General features: G+C 59.5%; 14 protein-coding genes. 4 read left to right on the forward strand and 10 right to left on the reverse strand.

Annotated elements, in window-relative coordinates; genetic code table 11:
• Positions 1 to 332 precede the first annotated feature (332 nt).
• Positions 333 to 3,035 carry an AAA family ATPase gene (locus tag N688_RS04585; protein ID WP_162179488.1) on the reverse strand — a complete coding sequence of 901 codons (2,703 nt, stop codon included), beginning with the start codon at positions 3,033 to 3,035 and terminating at the stop codon, positions 333 to 335.
• Between the two features lie 453 nt (positions 3,036 to 3,488).
• On the opposite strand from N688_RS04585, the gene queF reads away from it, so the two are divergent.
• Positions 3,489 to 3,944, forward strand: coding sequence for a preQ(1) synthase (gene queF, locus N688_RS04590; protein WP_081838515.1), 456 nt, complete (start codon positions 3,489 to 3,491; stop codon positions 3,942 to 3,944).
• A 135-nt stretch (positions 3,945 to 4,079) separates the two neighbouring features.
• Here queF and N688_RS04595 read toward each other — a convergent pair whose 3' ends face one another.
• A complete protein-coding gene (locus tag N688_RS04595; RefSeq protein WP_052891371.1) occupies positions 4,080 to 4,751 on the reverse strand; it encodes a queuosine precursor transporter in 672 nt (223 codons plus the stop codon).
• A 267-nt stretch (positions 4,752 to 5,018) separates the two neighbouring features.
• On the opposite strand from N688_RS04595, the gene queC reads away from it, so the two are divergent.
• Positions 5,019 to 5,696, forward strand: a complete 678-nt coding sequence (gene queC, locus N688_RS04600) for a 7-cyano-7-deazaguanine synthase QueC (protein ID WP_052888182.1) — start codon at positions 5,019 to 5,021, stop codon at positions 5,694 to 5,696.
• 40 nt (positions 5,697 to 5,736) lie between these two features.
• Here the strand turns inward: queC and N688_RS04605 are convergent, their stop codons facing one another.
• Positions 5,737 to 6,951, reverse strand: a complete 1,215-nt coding sequence (locus tag N688_RS04605) for a tRNA dihydrouridine synthase (RefSeq protein ID WP_081838516.1) — start codon at positions 6,949 to 6,951, stop codon at positions 5,737 to 5,739.
• 84 nt (positions 6,952 to 7,035) lie between these two features.
• On the opposite strand from N688_RS04605, the gene N688_RS04610 reads away from it, so the two are divergent.
• Together N688_RS04610 and N688_RS04615 are read left to right on the forward strand one after the other, a co-directional pair.
• On the forward strand, positions 7,036 to 7,278 hold the full coding sequence (locus N688_RS04610; RefSeq protein WP_052888184.1) for a hypothetical protein: 243 nt from the start codon (positions 7,036 to 7,038) through the stop codon (positions 7,276 to 7,278).
• Positions 7,275 to 8,438 (forward strand): acyl-CoA dehydrogenase family protein, encoded by a 1,164-nt coding sequence (locus N688_RS04615; protein ID WP_052888185.1) that lies wholly within the window; start codon positions 7,275 to 7,277, stop codon positions 8,436 to 8,438. The genes N688_RS04610 and N688_RS04615 overlap by 4 nt, the downstream gene beginning before the upstream one ends.
• Positions 8,439 to 8,717: 279 nt before the next feature.
• Here the strand turns inward: N688_RS04615 and N688_RS04620 are convergent, their stop codons facing one another.
• The 7 genes from N688_RS04620 to N688_RS04650 all read right to left on the reverse strand — a co-directional run bounded on the left by N688_RS04620 (position 8,718) and on the right by N688_RS04650 (position 16,514).
• Complete coding sequence (locus N688_RS04620) at positions 8,718 to 9,638, reverse strand: alpha/beta hydrolase (RefSeq protein ID WP_052888186.1); 921 nt, start codon at positions 9,636 to 9,638, stop codon at positions 8,718 to 8,720.
• 52 nt (positions 9,639 to 9,690) lie between these two features.
• Positions 9,691 to 10,353, reverse strand: a complete 663-nt coding sequence (locus N688_RS04625; protein WP_052888187.1) for a hypothetical protein — start codon at positions 10,351 to 10,353, stop codon at positions 9,691 to 9,693.
• A 247-nt stretch (positions 10,354 to 10,600) separates the two neighbouring features.
• Entirely contained in the window at positions 10,601 to 11,281 is a 681-nt protein-coding gene (locus N688_RS04630) for a CpsD/CapB family tyrosine-protein kinase (RefSeq protein WP_156025294.1), read from the reverse strand.
• A gap of 220 nt (positions 11,282 to 11,501) precedes the next feature.
• Positions 11,502 to 12,335, reverse strand: coding sequence for a YveK family protein (locus N688_RS04635; RefSeq protein WP_052888189.1), 834 nt, complete (start codon positions 12,333 to 12,335; stop codon positions 11,502 to 11,504).
• Between the two features lie 79 nt (positions 12,336 to 12,414).
• Positions 12,415 to 13,590 (reverse strand): glycosyltransferase, encoded by a 1,176-nt coding sequence (locus N688_RS04640; protein ID WP_052888190.1) that lies wholly within the window; start codon positions 13,588 to 13,590, stop codon positions 12,415 to 12,417.
• Between the two features lie 5 nt (positions 13,591 to 13,595).
• The gene (locus tag N688_RS04645) at positions 13,596 to 15,140 is read right to left on the reverse strand and encodes a sugar transferase (protein ID WP_162179489.1); all 1,545 of its coding nucleotides are present in this window, start codon (positions 15,138 to 15,140) and stop codon (positions 13,596 to 13,598) included.
• Positions 15,141 to 15,284: 144 nt separating this feature from the next.
• Positions 15,285 to 16,514, reverse strand: coding sequence for a glycosyltransferase family 4 protein (locus N688_RS04650; protein ID WP_052888192.1), 1,230 nt, complete (start codon positions 16,512 to 16,514; stop codon positions 15,285 to 15,287).
• Positions 16,515 to 17,139: the final 625 nt, after the last annotated feature.

Below are 17,139 nucleotides of genomic sequence, written 5' to 3' on the forward strand. Positions count from 1 at the left end.
TTCGGGCGGGCCCTGGCTCTTTTCCGCACCACCCGAATTGTACAGTTGTCGCTTTAATGGTCCTTTAATGGCGCGTTAAGCCCCTTTAAGGGCGGGTTAAAGTTTGCCGAAGGGATAGGAAGACTCTGTTAAGAGGGTGAGGATGCCAGTCTGCTGGGGGCGCCTGGGACGGTTCCAGAAGGCAATTCTTGCCGCCAATGGAAGAGGGGGCGTGAGAGGGTGCCCGCCGTGGGAGCTGTAACGCTTAGCAGGATGAAGCTGAATGCTGAGGGCGAGCGCTCTCTTCTACGGCGGGCCTTTCCTTGAGTGGGCTGAGCTGCCTCTCCTGAAGATCAGGCTGCACTGTGATCCGAGATCTCTAACCAGGGGCGGACTGCTGAGTCTCCAGCGCTGTCTGTTGAGGAAGGAAGCGACTCAGTTGATTGCTGTTGGGACTGAGATAGGGGCTGCCGTTCCAGGTGCAAATGGCCCCTGTCCTGGTCCAGGACCAGGAGAAGGTGATCGCTGCTTCCGATCTCGCCTCGCAGCAGGGCCTCGCTGAGGCGATCTTCCACTTCGTGACGCACAAGCTGCCGCAGAGGGCGGGCCCCTTCAGTGAGTAGCTGCTGCTGGCTTCGCTTGAGGAGGTAGTCGCGGGCCGCTGCGCTGGTTTCCAGGCTGATACCGAGTCCTGCCAGGCGCTGGGAGGTAGCACTCAGCAATTGGTCTATGATCTGGCCAAGATGCTCTTGCTTGAGCGGGTGGAAGGGGAGAATGGCGTCGAGTCGGTTGAGCAGCTCGGGCCGAAAGCTCCGCTGGAGCTGAGTGAGAAGCTGTTGCCACTGGCGGGCTCGCAGTGGTCTGCTCTGTGGGAAGGCGCGCCCAAAGCCAGGCGGAGTCGCTGGGGCTGAGGAGTGCGGCAGGCTGGTGGTGAGAATAATGATGGCTTCGCGAAAGTCCACCAGGCGCCCCTGTCCATCGCTCAGATGCCCATCCTCCAGGACCTGTAAGAGCAGATCGAGCAAGGCTGGATGGGCTTTTTCTATGCCCTCGAAGAGCACGATGCTGGCTGGCCGCTGGCGAATGGCCTCGCTCAATAGGTCGGACTCTGCGTAGCCCTGGTAGCCCGGTGGACTGCCGAGCAGGCGCTGTACCTGCTGGCGTTCCGTGAAGGCAGCCATATCCAGAGCAATCAATGAGCGCTCGTCTCCTGTCAGTACCTCGGCCAGGGCTGTTGCCAGATGGCTCTTGCCGACACCGCTGGGGCCGATGAAGAGAAAAGAGGCTGCCGGACGCCGTGGATCACGCAGGTTGCTGCGCGCGCGGCGCACTGCTCGGGCCACGGTGCTGATGGCTTCTTCTTGACCGGCGACTCGTTGCTGGAGGAGGCGCTCCAGAGAGAGCAAATACTGGGCCTCTGCGCCGCCTGGGAAGGTCACCCGCAGTCCTGTCCACTGAGCCACCACTGCGGCAACGGCCTCCTCGTCAACACGCGGGTGCGCGTCTGTGGTAGCTGTGTCTGTATCTGCGGCGCCTGCTAGTCTCTGCTTCAGCCACTCGCTCTCTATCCCCAGCGCCTGGCGCAGGAGTTGCTGCTCTTGCCGACGTAATGCTAGCGCGGCGGGGAAGCGCTGCTGCCAGAGAGCGGCCTCTCGCTGCGCTCGCAGACGGGCTAACTCCTCGTGGAGTTGCCGCAGATCTGGCGGCGGCAAGATCTGGCGCAGCCGTAGCGCGGCGGCTGCTTCGTCGATCAGGTCAATGGCTTTATCTGGCTGGGCGCGTCCGGCAAGGTAGCGCCCCGAGAGGCGCACTGCAGCCTTCAATGCCTCGTCGCTGATGATCACCTGGTGGAAAGCTTCGTAGCGGGGACGCAGCGCCTCCAGGATTTCCAGCGTCTCGGCGGCGTCCGGTTCAGCGATGATCACAGGCTGGAAGCGCCTGGCTAACGCGGCGTCCTGCTCGAAATAGCGGGCGTACTCCTCAAAGGTGGTGGCTCCAATACATTGCAGGTGTCCGCGTGCCAGCAGAGGCTTGAGCAAATTGGCCACGTTCGGGGAGCTGGCTGGTCCGCCGGCACCGATGAGCATATGAATCTCATCGATAAAGAGAAGAATGTCGCCGGCCTCCTTGATTTCCGCCATAACGCCTTGTACGCGCTCTTCCAGATCGCCGCGATAGCGTGTCCCGGCTACCAGTAGACCAATGTCGAGGGCCACGACTCGTTTACCTTGTAGACATTCTGGCACGGCGCCGGTGGCAATATAGGCGGCTAACCCCTCGACAATGGCGGTCTTGCCGCTGCCTGCCGGACCCAGAAGCAAGGGATTATTCTTCGTATAGCGCAGCAGGATCTGGATCGTGCGCGTCAATTCTGCCTCGCGCCCAATCAAGGGGTCCAGGTGCCCTTCTAGTGCTGCCAGCGTCAGATCATGGCTAACGCTGTTCAGCTCCGGGGTACGCTCGTAGCGTTCACGGTAACTCGCCTGAAGGTCGCTGGCTGGGCAGGCCGACGAGTCCGTAGCGAGAGTGGGGGTGGAACTCTCTTGAGCGCCTGTCTCGCTGGTCTGTTCAGAGGCAACGGCGGCTTGATCGGGTGGTGCTGAAGCTGGCGTAGCCAGGGCCTGCAAGCGGGCCCGTACGCTGGCACAGGTAATGCCAAAGCCCTCTAGCAAACCCAGGAGCAGAGCAGCCTGACGATCCTGGACGCTGAGCAGGCCCAGAAGCAGGTGCTCTGGTGCAATAGAGGTTGCTCCTAGTTTCCTGGCATGAAGAGCGGCGGCACGTAAAGCCGCCCGCGCTGCTGGAGACAGCGTCTGACGGCGTGCAAAGCCGCGCTTGCGGGGCCGATCCAGAGCCTCGATCATGTGCTGGAGCAGGGCAGGCCGCAGCATGAAGGAGGTCAGCAGTTGGCCGATGAGGGGATCGTTGAGGCGCAAGATGCCTAGCAGCAGTTGCTCATTGCCAATTAACCTGCGGTGTCGTTTACTGGCCTCTTCTCGTGCATAGTGCAGGGCCAGGCGAGCCGCAGGTGTATATGCTTCATACACAGGTTTCATTGATCTGGCCTTGTTAACCATGTCCTACAAAATAGGCTCACCAGGTAGAAAAGACCCGCTGCTTTCTCTCTCCCTATCGCTGACAGGCTGCTGAGGCAGCGAGAGGAAAGCAGGAGCCTTCGGCGCATAGCTCAACAATAATCGATATAGATAAATATCTCTACAATATCTCTTGTCGGCAGGGAGAGCGTCAGCCATAAGGGGGAAAGCTTGTTCTAGCCAGATACCGGAGTGCCCGGCAGCCCTGGACTCCTCAGCGTGGATATGCTACGATTCTCTCGCGAGCTTCGTCAATTGTTACCGTTCAAGTAGTGCACTGATCGCTATAAAGCAGAGCAGGGGCAGCTGCGACTGTCTCTGCTCTCTTCTTGCTTGCGAGCTGTGTCTCAAGGCAGCTCGCCCCACTTTACTGACGTTCCTTGTTCTGGCTGAAGAATCGGAGGTCATTCTCGTATGAGTGAAGAGCAGCAACAAGCGCGCCTGCCGGACCGCTACGGTCTGAAAGAGATTGCTACCAATCGCCTGGAAGCCTGGCCCAATCCGAACCCGGAGCGCGACTACGTCATTCATCTGGAGATTCCTGAGTTCACCTGTCTCTGCCCGCGCTCGGGCTTCCCCGACTTCGCCACCATCGTCATCGATTATGTTCCCGACCGCTCGGTGGTTGAGCTAAAGAGCCTCAAGCTCTATATCAATGGCTATCGCGATCGGCAGATCAGCCATGAGGCTGCCACCAATACCATTTTGAACGACCTGGTGACGCTGTTGGGGCCGCGCTGGATGCGTGTGGCCGGGGACTTCAATGTACGGGGCAATATCAAAACGATTATCTTCGCCGAATATGCCGCTCCCAGCTATAGCGGCCCACGTCCTGAATATCGGCGCCACATGACAGGGAGTAGCCTGTAATCGGCTCCGTCGGCGTCGGTGTGAGAGAGGCCCGGCCCGCCGCCTCCCTTCTGGTTGACCGGCGAAATCGCTCGGTGGGAAAAGGCCTCTCTCGCTGACGATCACCTGCTGCGACCCTGACGACTGTTGCCTAGGCTAGCGCGAGAGCAGAATCGGACTAAAATTAGTGTTGTAATCGAATGTGTCGAGCTGCTCGTGTTTCTTGAGGAAATTGACGACCACGTAGGTCAGTGGGGTTGCCACTACCTCGTAGCCCACCTTAAAAAGCCACTGCGTGAGCATTGCCGTCAGCATCTCGGCAGGTGGAATCACACCCCAGAAGGCGATACTGATGAAGATCAACGTATCCAGTCCCTCGCCCACGAACGTCGAGCCGATCGTCCGCGTCCAGAGCCAGCGCCCTTTCGTCAGAATCTTAAGCTTTGCCAGGACGAACGAATTGGCGAACTCGCCGCAAAGGTAGGCCACGAAAGAGCCGAGCAGCAGACGCGGGGTAAAACCGAGGATGGCACTGTAGGCGGCCTGCAGCTTCCAGAAAGAGGCGGCGGGCGCTAGCCCTCCCACGAAAATTGCGATCACCGCCAGCAGGTTGCAGGCGAAGCCAAGCCAGATGACGCGCCGCGCAGCCGCATAACCGTAGACTTCCGTCAGGACATCGCCGAACAGATAACTCAATGGGAAGACAATGATGCCGGCGGGCACGAGCAGGCCCGCCACGGCGATAATCTTGACAGCGATAATATTAGCGGTAATCAAGCAGGTCACAAATAGAGCTGCGATTGTCACGAACCAGAACGATACTCGCAATGGACTCATCCTTTCTTGTCGCTCACTCTACAAATAGCCGCCTGCCTTCAGCTCTTCACAGGCCGTGTGGACCTGCGTACAATATCAAGAGCAAAAGTCATCATCGCTCTACCCCGGCGACTGCTGCTCTCAGGCAGGTGGCAGCCGGCATGGCCCAGCGCCATTGAGGTCGCTCGGCAAACGAAGGCCGGAAGCATCCGTATCAAGCGCATCCGGCGCGCCTGACCGGGTCAGCGTGAGGGTCAACAACTGGAAGGAGAAGCAAGCATGTCCCGTCCTAAAGCGATTGCCGTTGTCAGCGGGGGGCTTGATAGCGTTACTCTGGCCCATTTGCTCCATGCCCAGGGCTATCAGCTCCATCTGCTTTCGTTTGACTATGGCCAGCGCCATCGCAAAGAGCTGCTTTTTGCCGAGCGCTGTGCCCAGCGGCTGGAGGCAGCCTTTTCGCTCCTCGATCTGCGGCAGCTAGGCCAGCACTTGAAAGGCTCGGCCTTGACCGACGAAAGCGTGGCCGTTCCTGACGGGCACTATGCCGCTGCCAACATGGCCGTCACAGTAGTACCCAATCGGAATGCCATCATGCTCGCCATTGCCTACGGAATTGCCGTGGCCGAGGAGGCGGAGGTAGTAGCCTTTGCTGCCCATGCCGGCGATCACTTTATCTATCCTGACTGCCGCCCGGCCTTTATCGAGGCCTTTGGAGCGATGGAACGTCTGGCTGTCGAAGGGCACGGTCATCCCCGCCTGCATCTGGAAGCGTCCTTTGCTCACCTCAAAAAAGAGCAGATTGTCAGCCTTGGCGCGGCGCTCGGTGTCCCCTTTGCTGAGACCTGGAGCTGCTACAAAGGGGGAGAGAAACACTGCGGTACCTGTGGTACCTGCAATGAGCGTAAAGAAGCCTTCCAGCTGGCAGGCATCCCTGATCCCACCGACTATCTCCAGTAACCCGGCCCTGAGTGAGAAAGGAGGAGACTTCACCCAGAGCTTAGCAGGCGCAGCTGAGATCGAGTGTGGATACTGCCTCTTCGACGACCGTTTCCTCCTCGCCGTCATGCCCTGAGAAGGCATGTGGGTTCTCCAACGCCTGATAGATGATGGCCTCCACCTCCGCCAGACTATTGACGTGCACCAGGGCGTTGCGGACATATTTCGCACCCGGAAAATGGCCCAGGTACCAGCCCATATGCTTACGCAGCTCGACGAAGTGGTCCTCGCCCTTGAGCCTGGTATAGACGCGAGCATGTTCCAGGGCCATGAGCAGGCGCTCCTCACGGCTCGGATTCGGAGGAGGCAGGTCGGCCTCCGTTGGCTCAATGCCTGCCTGCAACAGGCTCTTCATACGCTCGCGATCGTGGAAGATCCAGGGATTACCCAGGGTAGCGCGCCCGATCAATACCCCATGCACCCCTGTCGCGCGAATGCGTTTGGCCGCTTCGTAGAGCGAGTGGATGTCGCCGTTGCCGAGAATCAGAGTATCCGTCTGACGCACGATCTCGGCAGCGGTGGCGATCGCCTCCCAGTTTGCCTCACCCTTATAATGTTGCACCAATGTCCGCCCGTGCAGCGAAATGGCAAACGGCTCGGTCTCCAGCAGATGCCGTACCCAGTCCTTGATGACGATCGAATCGTAGCCCAGGCGGGTCTTCACCGAGACCGGGATCAGCCGCCGCTCGCTGCGTGGCTGGTCGCCCCAGAGATGGATGCGCTCCTCATTCATCTGCCGAATGCGCTGGATGCGCTCCGGCTCCATTCCCAGATCCTCTAGCGTCTGGCCGTTCGCCCAGTCGCGCACACCCCGCTGAGTGGCCCGAATGATCTCTTTGGCTAACTCCGGTGTGCGGATCAGGGCCGCACCGCTACCACGATTGGCCACACTCTTGGCGGGGCAGCCCATATTGATATCGACGCCGTCGAAGCCCAGCTCGCAGGCCACGTGAGCGGCGCGATAGAAGGACTCCGGGTTATTGCCGAAGATCTGTGCAACCACGGGCCGCTCGGCAGGCGTGTAGAGAAAATCGCGAAAGATGCGATCGCTGCCCCGCCACAAGCCCTCGACGTTGGTAAATTCGGTAATCACGAGATCGGGCCGCCCATAGAGACCATGCATGGTACGGCATGGTGCATCTGTTACCCCATCCATCGGGGCTAGCCCAATAATCGGTTGCGGTATCTTCTCCCAAAACGACGGATACCTTGTCATATCTCCCTCGGCTGCTACCTTTCCCTCGTGGGATGCTGAATATCTCGTTAGATGCCCAGACACTGAGGACCGGATAGCAGGCGCATGGCAGCACCTGTCAAGCCCTTCTCTTACCTACTCTATCACTGCGATTATAGCTTTGCCACACCCGATCTGGCAAGTCGACCCTGTCCCCATCCTCTGGCTGTCTGGCGCCCGGCGGTGACCGTGGGATATAATGGGCCGCAGGAGCAGTGGCGCTCGTTGCCGCCTCGGAACCGCAGAGGTCTTGTCGCTGCTCATCCTGTCTGGATCTCCGGCTGCAGTAAAGGAGTCTACGCGCGATGAATTTCTACTTGACTGAGGAGCAGCAATTAATTCGAGATACCGCCAGACGCATCGCCAGGGAGGTCGTTGCGCCTCGCGCACCTGAGCTTGATGATACTGGGATCTATCCCGAGGATATTTTCCAGGTCTATAAGGAGACTGGCCTCTTGGGCCTGGGCTTCCCCGAAGAATTAGGAGGCAGTGGCGCTGGCATCTTTGGCCTGGCCCTGGCCGTGGAGGAAGTTGCCAAGGTCGACAATGCCTGTGCCCTCATTCTTCTCCTGACACGCCTCTCCACCAGCGCCATTCTCAAAGGGGGCACTGAAGAACAGAAGCAGAAATACTGTGCGGGAACAGCGCGCGGCGAGCTGCGTGGCGCCTTCGGCCTCACCGAGCCGGGGGCCGGCTCCGACTCGGCCAATATTGCCACTCGCGCTGTAAGAAAGGGAGACGAATATATTCTTACTGGCACCAAATGTTACATCTCAGGGGCCAGCGTCGCCGATTTCTTCCTCGTTGCCGCCAAAACCGACCCCCAGGCTGGTTCTCGCGGCTTCAGTGTCTTCATCGTCGATCGTGACACGCCCGGTTTCCGTGTGGGGAGAGAGGATCGCAAGATGGGCGTGCATGGGGTTCCTACCTGTGAACTGATCTTTGAGGAGGCACGGGTACCGGCCCGCAACCTGGTAGGGCGGGAGAACGAGGGGTTCAAGCTCATCATGTGGAACCTCAATTCGGTTCGTCCTTGCGTTGCGGCGCGCGGTGTCGGCACTGCCGAAGGCGCTATTCAGTATGCTGTTGACTACGCGCGTCAGCGTCAAACCTTTGGCCAGCCGCTGATTGAGCACCAGACCATTCAGATGATGATTGCCGAGGTGGCCATGCGCATCGAAGCCTCACGCCTCCTCACCTATCAGGCTGCTCTGCTGGTTGATGAAGGGAAAGCCGACCGCGAGCATGCTCATTTCCTCTCGATGGCCAAGGCCTTTGCCACAGAGACCGCTGTCGAAGCCTGCGATAAAGCGCTCCAGATCATGGGGGGCCTGGGCTACATGCATGAGTCACTGACCGAGCGCTTCTATCGCGATGCACGCCAGCTCACGATCGTCGAGGGAACCAGCCAGGTCCAGCGCCTGATCATCGCGCGCGCGGTCAAAGACAATCTGCTCAACTGGTACTAGTGGTAGTGGGACCTACCGCTTGCTCTCAGACCACTGCCTCATCCACGCCAGGCCTGGTAAACTGATGGCTGCCTCTTCGGGCTGAGGTTCCTTCTGCCTTGCCTCTGTCGTGCGCAGCCTGGAGGAGAAATGCAGAGAGGCTGGCCGGCGACGTGTCCTCAAAGAAGCAGCAGGCAGGAAAGAGTAGCTCTGGCTCTTCGCCCGGAAGAGCGATAACGCCCTCTTGCCTGCTGCTGGTCTGCTACTCTGTCTACTGCTCTCGCTTGCTGAGGCGGCCTCTCAGGCGGCTCGTGCCCGGCTAGCAAGCTGACGCTGGATAAAAGCGCCAATGTGCTGGATAGCGCGGGTGGCCTCGGGCATCCAGGGAGCAGCGATTTGCCAGACGTGCCACATGCCTTCCCAGACCTCCAGCTCGACGGCTACACCGGCCTGGCGCGCACGCTCAGCAAAAGCAAGCACATCGCTGAGCAGAATCTCATCGCTGCCTACCTGCAAGAGCAGCGGCGGCAGGCCATGCAAATCAGCGTAGAGCGGGGAAAGCAGCGGCTCCGCCGGATCGTGGTTTCCCACATAGGCGGCTACCAGGGGACCAACAGTCTCAGCCCGTAGAACTGGATCACGCCCGGCATGTGTGCGCAGCGACTCACCCTTGCCATCCAGGGCTGTGGCGGGCGATAGACAGACGGCTGCCGCCGGCAAAGCCTCGCCAGCGGCTCTCAGGGCCAGCAGGGTGGCCAGGACAAGATTGCCTCCGGCGGAATCGCCGGCCAGAACGACCTCTGAAGACTGGCAGTGCTCCCTAAGCAACCAGCGGTAGGCGGTCAGCGTATCCTCGAGCGCTGCCGGGAAAGGGTACTCGGGAGCCAGGCGATAGTCGATGACGAGCGCTCGCAGCTGCGCTGCTGCCGCTGTACGGGCTGCCAGGCCACGGTGACTGCGCGGAGAACCCATGACGAACGCCCCGCCGTGCACGAACATGACTGTGCCGCGGCGGCGCTGGCCCGGTGGCAAGACCCACTCGGCTGGAATTCCTCCCGCAGAAACCGGCTCGCTCGCTGTGCCACAAGGGACCGAGAGAGAAAGGAACCAGCTCCCTTTCTCTATGCTTGCTCGTAGCTGGGCGATGCTGACGTCTGCTCGATTGCTGAGCGAGCCAAGGCGCACAAGATGGCGGAACAGGACGCTTTGCAGGCTGGGCATAACGCGCTCTTTTCCAGAAGCCGTTTGCTTGCGTCAGAAGAGAGCCGACCTCTCATTGACAGGCCGGCTGAGAAGGAGCCAAAGCGTTATCTGCTCCCTCACTTTGATAGTCTATAATTCTCCACTGATGATTGCTATCCTCCTGCAGCGTTAGCGTCAGGCGATAGCTATGTGGGAGCTTACTCCGGGTAATCTCGTAGGTGGAGCTCCACGTATTGTCTTGGATAACGGTCGTATCCTCGACCTGCTTATAGTCTACAACTGTGCCAAAGCAGGCGTCGTAGCGCTGGGCTTGAGCAATGAAGCTGCTCTGAGCGCCTGGTTGGAGTGTCATCGGGGGACCAAGATAGCGATAGGCCTGAGCGTAATCCTGCGTTCCCAGTGCGGCAAGGAAGTTGCTTGCCGTCACTGCGGCATCCTTACTAAGGTTCAGGCCAATACCCAAGTTGACGGCGGCAAAGGTCCCCATGAAGCCGCAGATTCCACAGATGACCAGCGCAACAGCGGCCCACCACCAACGCCATTTACGCCTGCGAGGACGCTCTGGCTCAAAGTCGACATCATCAGGAAGTGGCCAGGCGGCAGGAGATCCCCGCGCAGCCGACCGACGGCGGCGACGGCTCCGACCATTGGCCCCGTCGGCCATCTCAAACTCCGCAAAATCCTCTTCGTAGCGCTCCTGAGACTCTTCATCCCAGTCCCTGCGTCCTGGCATGTGATCCTCCTGCTGGCTATAGCTTCACAATAGCTGGCTCTATCCACATGTGTCACTCTTTGACTGCCCACGGTAGCGGCTAGCGCACTGTGGGAGGCGCCACCTGCTTCCGAACTTTCTCGCTTTCACGTTCACTGCTCTTATCTTAATGACATTATCACTGGAGAACCACCTGAGAGGCAAGCCAGGCCAGGTCAGGTCAGACAGCTTGCTTGCGAGAGACGAGCCAGAGAAAAGCGCCACCAACTCATCCCTGTGTCAGAATGACCCCACTCAAGCGGGCGTGGGCGCGCTTGAGCTGCTCGCTTGCTCTCTTTGCGGCTGTCCTGGTACTCCGCCCCAGCACGACTACCAGGAAGGTCTGATCAACACAGGCACCCAGCAGCGAAGCATCGGCGCCCTCCAAAGCAGGGGCTCCGTGCACCACCAGCAAGCCTGGTTGGCCCTGGCCCTCCTCCAGAAAGCGGCGCAGGTTCTGGAGCAGCTCTGGCAAGCGAGCTGCATAAGGGGCCATCCCATGCGGCATCTCACCCGTACCGCTGCTCAGCAGCCAGAGGTGAGGCAGAAAGGTTGGCGTCAGATAGCGGCTCACCAGAGGTGGAGTCAAGACCTGATCCTGCATGAGCAAGTCCGAGAGGCCTGGTCCCTGGCTCAGGCCGAAGCGCTGGCCCAATCCGGGGTGGCGCACATCAGCCTCAATCAGAACTGTTGGCAGGCCACTTTGAGCCGAAGCAATGGACAAATTGGCTGCCACTGTTGCCTGTGCCTCTGGATGAGAAGGACTGGTCAGCAGAAGAGCCAGAGACTGCTGCTGGCTCTCCCAGTTCAGGCGGATTGTAGCGAATAGCGAGAAAACTGCCTCTACATAGGCTGAACCAGGATCATAATCCGATAGCAAAGGTTGCATCTGCGTATGTGATTCACCCACGATACACTCTCCCGAGCTGCCAGAAGGTCAGGCGGCCAGGCTGCTCCTCTCTCCGGGAACTACCTGACCAGCCATTGTTTGTCACCGCTCTCAACTCGTCTCTTGCCTCCTGCTCCGGTCGCTCCGCCTAATCATAAAAGCAAGAGCCAGATAGCAAAACGTGGTGTGGTTCCTTGCGCGACTCACTAAAAGGTTGCCCTTCAGCGTCGGCTCGACCGGCTCAGGCCACCGAGGCGGGGGGAACCCGCCGTCGCTCTCGCTGCTCCCCAGCGCGTGGCGCCCGGGGCAATTCGCCATAGACGGGCAGCTCTAGCAGCTCAACCACTTCCTCGGCGCTGCGCAAGCGATCATCCAGGTAGTCTACCAGGAAAGCCAGGGCCAGCCCAATGATAAGAGCCACGAGCATGATCGCGGCCAAAAGCGTCAGGCGATTGCCTGCCGAACCGGACCCGAGCGCGGGATCGGACGCGGGACTCACCAGGCGTCCAAGAGCTGCCGGTTGCAGCTGCTGAGTAGTAGGACTGGCAGAGGACGTGCCCTCAATGATATAGTCGAGATAGGTATTCAGGTGGCTTGTCAGAACCTCGCCCACGGCGTTAGCGATCGCCCAGGCTCCGGGAGCTGTAGGCCAGGTGACATCGATGGTCACCAGATTATGCGAGCGGCTTGTCGAAAGGGCCCCGCCAATGGCGCTCACACTCTGCCAGTCGCCCAGATCGGGATTATTCCCGTAGCGCGCCTGGATAGCTGGCATATCCTGAGCGATCTGATCCGAGACGGCCTTATCAAAGCCAGGCATCGTAACCACGCTTGGCACGGCATCGGCCAATGACTCAGCCACCTGCATATCTTCAATATAGCTAGGAATCATGCTGCGAGGGGCTGGTTGCAAGCCCACCTGAATCGTCACCGTCGAGTGGTAGGCTTTCAGCGCCCCGGGCGTCTTCCACAGCTGATAGCCCTGGTAAGCCACATAGAGAGCGGCAATAATAACCACCAGGAGAACGAGCCAGAGACGGCGCCTGACGACACCCCAATAAGCTCGCAATTCCACGATTAACTATCCTTCCTCTCTTCTTCTTGGCGTGGTTGGCATAGGTAAGAGAAGCCAACAGGAGCGGGCTTTCCTGCCGCTAGAGCACTCCCGGGGTTCCAGCTTCCCCCCGCGGTTTATCGCGCGCTACGACTGAAGGGAGCGTAAGAGTCTGCTCGTGCGATCGCCGTTCTGCCAGTTTCGCCTCGATGAATTGGAGCATGCGGCGCTGGAAACGCGGCTTATCGAACTCCAGCGCGTGCTCACGAATCGTATAGGGATCGAAGGCTCGTTCATCGAAGGTAGCCAGCACGGCGGCCAGGCTCTCTACCGTCTGCTCGCGGAAAAAGACCCCGGTCACGCCCTCAATGACGGAGGCCAGGGCGCCGCCAGCTCCATAGGCAATGACAGGGCGGCCTGAAGCCTGGGCCTCGAGCGGCGTGATACCAAAATCCTCCTCGCCCGGAAAAAGCAGGGCCCGGCAGTGGGCAAAGTAGTCCAGCACCTCCGCATCGCTGAGTTGACCGGCGAAGCGGATCGTCGGCCCGGCCAGCCGTTGCAGCCGTGGCAGATCGCGCCCCTTTCCAATAATGACCAACGGCAGGCGTAAAGCATTGCAGGCCTCGATGGCCAGATCAATGCGCTTATAAGGGACCAGACGGCTCACAATCAAAAAATAGTCGCCCCTGGCTTGCGGCTCAAACTTGAAGCGGCTGGCATCGACTGGCGGCGGAATGACCACCGCCTCGCGGCGATAATACTTGCGGATGCGCTCCGCCACCACGGGGGAATTAGCGATAAAGTGGTCAACGCGGGCCGCCGTCACCTGATCCCAGAGACGCAGCCGACTCACCAAAAACGGCAGGAGGCTGCGCGCCAGGCGTCCCAGCTGCTCGCGCTCGACATACTCCTCATAATTCCAGCACCAGCGCATTGGCGTATGGCAATAACAAATATGCAGCGTCTCCGGGCGCGTAATCACCCCTTTGGCGAAGGCGCTGGAACTACTCAGCACCAGATCGTAGCCGCGCAGATCCAGGCTTTCCATCGCGTAAGAGTAAAAAGGCAAATAGGGCTGATGATGGCTCGTCACCAGCGGGAACTGCTGCATAAAGGAAGTACGGATATCCATCCGCCGAAAGGCAGGATCGACCCGTTTCGGGTCAAAAATAGAAGTATAGAGGGGGGCGTCGGGAAACAGTTCATGGAGCGCCAGAACGACGCGCTCTGCACCCCCCATCTGATTCAGATAGTCATGGACGAGCGCCACTCTCATCGTTTCTAGTATGCACCCCGCCTGAAAATGACCGCAGGAATCGTGCCAAACAGGATCTGGAAGTAGAGGCGTAGCGACCAGTTCTCGATGTAGTACAGGTCGAGCAAGACGCCCTCGTCGAAGCTCAAATCGCTGCGCCCACGTACCTGCCAGAGGCCGGAGATCCCCGGCTTAATGGCCAACCTGCCTTTCTGCCACTCCTCGTACTGAGCCACCTCGCGCGGCAGAGCCGGGCGAGGGCCGACCAGGCTCATCTCTCCTTTAAGCACATTGATAAACTGAGGAATCTCATCCAGGCTCAGCTTGCGCAGAAGACGCCCAACGCGCGTTATGCGCGGATCGGCCCGCATTTTGAAGAGCGGCCCCTGAGCCTCATTGCGATCGAGCAGAGCCGTCAGCATCTGGTCAGCATTCTGATACATCGAGCGGAACTTATACATCTGGAAAGGCTTGCCATTCAGCCCGATGCGCGTCGACTTATAGATCACACTGCCGGGCGAATCCAGACGGATGGCCAGGGCGATACACAACCAGAGTGGCGCGCCCACAAGCAGGATCAGGCTGGAGACCGCGATATCGACAGCCCGCGTGACGGCCCGCTGCCAGCGATTGAGGGAAGACTGCCGGATGCCGATGAGGGGGATACCCTCAATCGACTCCATATCGATGCGTGAAAGGCTCAGCTCATAGAGGTCGGGGATCAACTTAAAAGAAGTACCCAACCGCTCGCAGAGGCGCACGGTCCTGATCACCTGCTCATGCAGGTGGGAGGGCAAAGCGATAATCACCTCATCGACCTGCATCGAGCGGATGGCCATGCCCAGATCATCCAGGGTCCCCAACATCTTAAAGCGACCGAAATCGCCAGGGGGGTTCTCCAGGTCGTGGAGGAAACCCACGATCGAGTAGCCCAGGCTGGGATTTGCCGTGATATGCTGCATAATCATCTTAGCCAGGCGACCCGAACCAACCACCAACACCCTGGTCTCTCCCAAACCGAGCTGGTAGAGCGTACCCATAATAGCCGAAGCGATCAGGCGTCCCAGACAGAGCAGCACAATCGAAGTGGCCCAGACAAAAGGGACCAGCAAGCGCGAATTCGCTGTCGGCTGAAAGACGAAGTAGTAGGTGATCAAGAAAGCCATGCCAATCGTGGCCGAGCTAATGATCGCCCACATCTGGCGGAACCAGGTACCAGTCAGGCGCAGCTGATAGAGACCGCGGATGGCGAAGATAGCGATGGCCCCGATCACGATGCCGACCTGCATCTCGGTCAGCTTATCGAGCGGGATAAATGTGGCATGGCCAGGGCTGCCGTCGGTGAGGGCGCGGCGCAGGCGATCGAGCCAGGGGCTTTCAAACAGCAGTTGAAAACGGATAAGGTAAGCGAGATAGAACGAAATCGCGACGAGCGTAGCGTCCAGCAGCACCATCACGAGGCACTCAAGAAGGCGCCACTGGCGGCGGTGGGAGCGCCGCTGTGAGATAATGCGGGTTAGCTGGCCAGTAGCCCCTGTCACTCCCATACTCCCCGTGTTCCCTGCCATCATACTGGCTCCTGCTGCTGAAGCTGTGACCTCTGCCGAGGTCCCCGGTTTTGTGCTCACCGGACCCGCTGCTGGCGTTCTGGAGAGCTGTGCTTGTGAGAGTTCGCTACCTTTCACGGCCATATTCCTGCTTTATTGAACGTTTTGTCACTCCAGTGAAGAAACATGTTGCTCCTTGCGTTGCGGCCACGGCTCAGGCTGCTGTGGCTCCGGCAGCTTCCCGCTGAGGGCCTCTTCATAGATGGCTCGCAGCTGGCGGGCCATTGTACGCAGTGAGAAGCGCTCTGCCACCATGCTGGCCATTGCGCGGCAGTGCTGCCGATAAGCATCGTCGCTGAGTGCCCGATACAGGGCGTTTGCCAGGGCATCCACATCGCGCGGCTCTACCGTCAGGGCCACGCCGGCACCCGCTTCAGGCAAGCTGGAGACAGTAGAGGTGACCACCGGCAGCCCGCAGGCCAGCGCCTCCGCCACCGGCAGTCCGAACCCTTCGTAGAGGGAGGGATAAGCAAAGGCCGTGGCTGCATGATACCATAAAACCTGCTCGCTGTCCGCAATGAAACCCGGGCATAGGACTTCTGACTCAAGCCCCAGGCTGCGAACGCGGGCAAAAATCGAGTCATAGAGCCAGCCTTTGCTCCCCGCCAGCACGAGCTTCTCGCCAATGCCCTGCTGGCGTTTCAAGCGAGCAAAAGCCTCAATCAGTGTATCGAGATTTTTGCGTGGTTCTAGCGTCCCAAGATAGAGAATAAACCCGCTCTCAAGCCCATAGCGAGCGCGGAGCGCCCGTACTGCCTGCTCGTCTCGCTGACCGGCGGTGAAGCGGGCGTCAATGCAGGGGTAGACGGTGCGCAGGCGCTCTGCCGGCAGAGAGAGCAGCTCGATGGCATCGCGGCGCGTGCTTTCTGAGACCGCGATGATCAGCCTAGCGCGGCGCAGGCTATGTAACGTAAAGGTGCGTTGATAGAGCCGTTTCGTGCCTGTCAGAACCTCCGGGAAGCGGAGAAAGGCCAGGTCATGGAGGGTCACCACTCCCTGGCAGTCCGCTGGCAATCGGAAAGGAAGCACGTTCACCGGCGAGTGCAGTAGCTGAATTCGCCGCTGGCGCAGCTCGCCTGGCAGCTTCAGCTGCTCCCAGGCCACGCGCATTGCTGGTCGCTCTTCCGGCCAGGGAGCGCTCACGTAGGTGAGCTGCGGATGGCGTGCCACCGCGGCTAACCGCTCCTCCACCTCATGGCCATTAACAAAGATAGTATAGCTATACTCACCAGGTTCCTGGGCCAGTCCCTCTAGCAACCGGCGAATGTAGCGGCTCACTCCACTATTACGATAGCTCTGGCTGTACGATAAGAGCTGGGCATTGATTCCAATATGCATCACAACTGCTGCCCCTCTTCGAAGAGCCTGTTCCCTATTTTATGCTATAGCAGCCGCTATAACCTGCCAGAAGAACGGCTTGTAGGCTGATCTGGTAACAGCTCTGGGCCTTTTCACCCGCCCTTTGTCTGCTCTCGCTTCCCGAGCGAGGGCTGTGGCTCAGCTTGCCAACGCTCGTTTGATTTGCTGGCATGTAGACCGCCTGCTACCACCACCCTATTACGGATAAACGCATGGCCCTGTCCTTTAGACACAGGGAATCCTGCTTCCCTCAAAGCGACCGTCTCCGCTGGATGGACGAGAAGAAAGAGTCCTGGCACTTGCTCAGCGCACTGGCGAGGGCAGCAGAACGTTGCTGCTCTTGAGCTAGCCGGGCCTGGCTCTCCCGCTGTCACCAGAACCACTCAGGCCAGCTTTCTTGACCGCAGCCCCTTGCCTGTATACAATGCAAAAAAGGAAGCATTCCTCTCCTCCTGGCCGGCTCTCTCTAAAGTAGCCTGGCCGTTCGCCGAGCGAGCCAGCCTGAGACCGGACAGGAGGATCATCCCGAGAGGGAAAGGAACTGCTGGCAACAGAGCGGAAGGGCAGGGCCAGGCCGTGGCCAGTAATGCTACCTGCTTGCTCG

Source organism: Thermogemmatispora carboxidivorans, from assembly GCF_000702505.1.
Classification (GTDB): Bacteria; Chloroflexota; Ktedonobacteria; order Ktedonobacterales; family Ktedonobacteraceae; genus Thermogemmatispora; species Thermogemmatispora carboxidivorans.